Genomic DNA, 3,698 nt, shown 5'->3' with positions numbered 1-3,698 from the left:
CGTGAATAAAATCCACTTGCCGGATTTCGAGTCCGGTGCCGTACCGAGCTGGGCCACCTTTCCAAGATGCGGAGAAAGGGATTTGAACCCTCACGCCCGAAAGGGCACATGCGCCTGAAGCATGCGTGTCTGCCGTTCCACCACCTCCGCATAGTTCTATTATACACTTTTTAGGAAAAATGCCAAGGAAAAAAAGGAACAGAGAGCCTACAGGTGGCTCCTGTTCCTTTATCAATAGATCATTTCAATGGCGCAGGATATAGGCTATCTTGCTCCTTGGAGGTATCTTTGAGGATAAAGATGGCCCATAAAAGAGCTAAGATGCAGACCACTAATCCCGGGATACCCCCTTCAGGACCAAATTCACCACCGGTGATCAAGGTGTGATTTGAAGTTGTGAAGTACATCAAGGATGATTCGCTGTCAAAGCCACTGACATGAAAACCATAGACATTTCCCATCAGGAAATTCCAGGCAAAGTGGAAGCCACAAGGTCCCCAAATATTCCCGCGTTTTAGGGCATAGACTGCTGTAAAGACCCCAAAGAAGAAGAGATGAACAGTAGAGAACCAAGAAGCACCGTTGTTATTCATATGGAAGTAGGAGAACATAGTAGCTGAGATCAGGATAGCTAGAAGGGCATTGGTATGGTAGGAGATAGTTGGAATCAACCAACCACGGATATAAATTTCTTCTGCCGCAGTTTGGAAAATATAGCCGATCAAGACCAAAATCCAAGATACAAGAAATGGCATACTAAATTGAATGCGATGGAATGTGGCATTTCCTGTGACTAAAAAGACGATCAAGACTGTTGTGATCATGATGCCTCCCACAAGGCAACCTTTTGCAAACTCGGAAAGCCCATTTCCTTTGGAAAATCCCATGGTTCGAATAGGACGCTTTTCAATCAAGCGAACCCAAAGGAAGAAGGCGATGATGGTATAGAGGAAGGACCAAAGGTCAAGGATATTCCACCAGTCTGGGATCCAGTGTTGCTTATTGAGAAAGAAGCTAGTCGATGCCGTACTAACAGGTGACATATACTCCGTGATGTAATACAAGATGAACGGAGCCAAAAACCAAGGTGTCAGAAATTTTCCCTTTTTGATATTGTCAATCAAGGGATTTTGCTTAGAAAGAAAAGAAAGACTCATAAAGAACCTCCATCTAAAAACGAAGAACAAAGAAAAATTTTTTGTTCAGCCAAGTGAGCGTTGAAACAAGGTGCGTTTCTGGTCTTCACTTCCTTTCTATCATGCTTGTCTCTAGCTTCCCACATGCAACTTATTTATGAATGTTTTTCACATTTATTATACCTAAATTTGGAAGCGGTTGCAAGTTCTCTCCTTGTTATCCTTAAAAAAATTGCTGAAACTAGTTCCAGATTTTCTTATCAAGCATTCCAGCCTTATTTCTCATTTTTTGGTATAATAGGAGTATTAAACTCAAAGGAGTACGATTTGCAAGGAACCATCGTCAAGGCCTTGGCTGGCTTCTACTACGTGGAGTCAGACGGGCACATTTACCAGACACGGGCTCGTGGAAATTTTAGAAAAAAAGGACAGACTCCTTACGTGGGGGATCAGGTGGAGTTCTCTGCTGAAGAGAATTCAGAAGGCTACATCTTGAGCATTGCGCCTCGAAAAAACAGCCTCGTGCGCCCTCCTATTGTCAATATTGATCAGGCAGTAGTCATCATGTCAGCTAAGGAACCGGATTTCAACGCCAATCTTTTAGATCGTTTTCTGGTTCTTTTGGAGCATAAGGGGATTCATCCCATTGTCTATATTTCAAAACTGGACTTGTTAGAAAATATGGAAGACATCCACTACTACCAAGGAATCTACCAGGCTATTGGCTATGATTTTGTCTTGTCGATTGAGGAACTCTTGCCCCTTTTGACCAATCAAACCACAGTCTTTATGGGACAGACCGGTGTAGGAAAATCGACCTTGCTCAATAAAATCGCTCCGGATCTGGAGCTTGAAACGGGTGAGATTTCAGATAGTCTGGGGCGCGGTCGACACACGACTCGAGCTGTCAGCTTTTACCATTTAAATGGAGGAAAGATCGCAGATACGCCTGGCTTCTCCTCCCTTGATTATGAAGTGACGACCAGTGAAGACTTAAATCAAGCCTTCCCAGAGATCGCCGACGTGAGCCACTCTTGTAAATTTCGTACCTGTACCCACACGCATGAGCCCGCTTGTGCGGTGAAACCAGCCGTTGAAAGAGAGGAAATTGCGACTTTCCGTTATGAGGATTACTTGCAATTTTTAAGTGAGATTGAAAATCGTCGCGAAACCTATAAAAAAGTTTCGAAAAAAATGCCAAAATAGGAGACAATACAAGAATGAAAACAATGAAATTAGCCCCCTCAATTTTGAGTGCCGATTATGCCAATTTTGAAAGTGAATTGAAACGCTTAGAAGCAGCTGGAGCTGACTATGCCCATATCGATGTCATGGATGGCCATTTTGTGCCCAATATCAGCTTTGGAGCTGGTGTCGTAGAGAGCATGCGTCCACATAGCAAGTTGGTCTTTGATTGCCATTTGATGGTCACCAATCCCGAACACCATATCGAAGAATTTGCCCGTGCAGGAGCTGATATCATCAGCATCCATGTGGAAGCTACTCCCCATATTCACGGAGCTCTTCAAAAAATTCGTCAAGCGGGTGTGAAGGCTAGTGTCGTGATCAACCCAGGGACTCCTGTAGACAGTATCAAACATGTCTTGAACTTGGTGGATCAAGTCTTGGTTATGACCGTTAATCCAGGATTCGGTGGCCAAGCCTTCTTGCCTGAAACAATGGACAAGGTGCGCGAATTAGCCGCTCTTCGTGAAGAAAAAGGCTTAGACTTTGATATCGAAGTGGATGGTGGAATTGATGACCAAAGTATTTCGCAAGCCAAAGAAGCCGGGGCCAATGTCTTTGTAGCAGGCTCTTATGTCTTTAATGGAGATGTCAATGAGTGCGTACAAACGCTCCGAGATGCTGTAAATGGGTAACATTGCAATACTGGCAGGAGGTGACAGCACGCTCTTGCCAAGAGATCAAGAGCTTTACGTAGGAGTCGACGGAGGCTGTTTGAAGTTACTGGAACAAGGTCTGCCTTTAGATATAGCTGTGGGGGATTTCGATTCTGTCTATGAGACCGATTTGAATAAGATCCGTACCCAAGCCAAGCAAGTTGTTCAATCCGTCCCTGAAAAGAACGATACGGATTTGGAATTGGCCTTGAAAGCGGTCTTTGAGGCCTATCCAGAGGCTACTGTCACCGTTTATGGTGCTTTTGGCGGTCGCTTGGATCACTTCTTGTCCAATATCTTTTTGCCGACCGATCCATACCTAACTCCCTATATGGAGCAGATTCAATTAGTCGATGGTCAAAATCGCTTGATCTACAGACCAGCTGGTTGCCATGAGATTCAGCCGGATCCAGCCATGTCCTATGTTGGTTTTATGCCTGTCGGAGAAGGCTATTTAGAGATCACAGGGGCCAAGTATCCGCTCCATCAGGAGAATTATTTTTTGAAGGCCATGTATGGCTCCAATGAATTTTTGGATCAACCGATTCAAGTGAGTCTAGATCGTGGCTATCTTGTCATTGTTTATAGTAAAGACAGAGGTTAATATGAATATCATTCTGCTTCTGATTGGCCTGCTCAATCTGGGCTTCCTCATCTATTT

General features: G+C 44.2%; 4 protein-coding genes and 1 tRNA gene. 3 read left to right on the top strand and 2 right to left on the bottom strand.

What is annotated here, in order from left to right; genetic code table 11:
- Positions 1-67: 67 nt before the first annotated feature.
- Positions 68-150 (bottom strand) — tRNA-Leu (locus SPADD19_RS08495).
- A gap of 89 nt (positions 151-239) precedes the next feature.
- Positions 240-1,157, bottom strand: a complete 918-nt coding sequence (locus SPADD19_RS08490; protein WP_049489309.1) for a CPBP family intramembrane glutamic endopeptidase — start codon at positions 1,155-1,157, stop codon at positions 240-242.
- Between the two features lie 306 nt (positions 1,158-1,463).
- On the opposite strand from SPADD19_RS08490, the gene rsgA reads away from it, so the two are divergent.
- Genes rsgA through SPADD19_RS08475 form a run of 3 tightly spaced genes read left to right on the top strand, consistent with a single transcriptional unit; the run spans position 1,464 to position 3,641 of the window.
- Positions 1,464-2,342 carry a ribosome small subunit-dependent GTPase A gene (gene rsgA / locus SPADD19_RS08485; RefSeq protein ID WP_049489308.1) on the top strand — a complete coding sequence of 293 codons (879 nt, stop codon included), beginning with the start codon at positions 1,464-1,466 and terminating at the stop codon, positions 2,340-2,342.
- Between the two features lie 14 nt (positions 2,343-2,356).
- Positions 2,357-3,016 (top strand): ribulose-phosphate 3-epimerase, encoded by a 660-nt coding sequence (gene rpe, locus SPADD19_RS08480; RefSeq protein ID WP_061455785.1) that lies wholly within the window; start codon positions 2,357-2,359, stop codon positions 3,014-3,016.
- On the top strand, positions 3,009-3,641 hold the full coding sequence (locus tag SPADD19_RS08475; RefSeq protein WP_061455784.1) for a thiamine diphosphokinase: 633 nt from the start codon (positions 3,009-3,011) through the stop codon (positions 3,639-3,641). Before rpe ends, SPADD19_RS08475 begins: the two co-directional genes overlap by 8 nt.
- The last annotated feature ends 57 nt before the right edge of the window (positions 3,642-3,698 follow it).

This window comes from Streptococcus parasanguinis, from assembly GCF_001578955.1.
Lineage (GTDB): Bacteria > Bacillota > Bacilli > Lactobacillales > Streptococcaceae > Streptococcus > Streptococcus parasanguinis_U.
The sequence above is the reverse complement of the archived record's forward strand: the minus strand, read 5'-3'. Positions and strand labels throughout refer to the sequence as shown.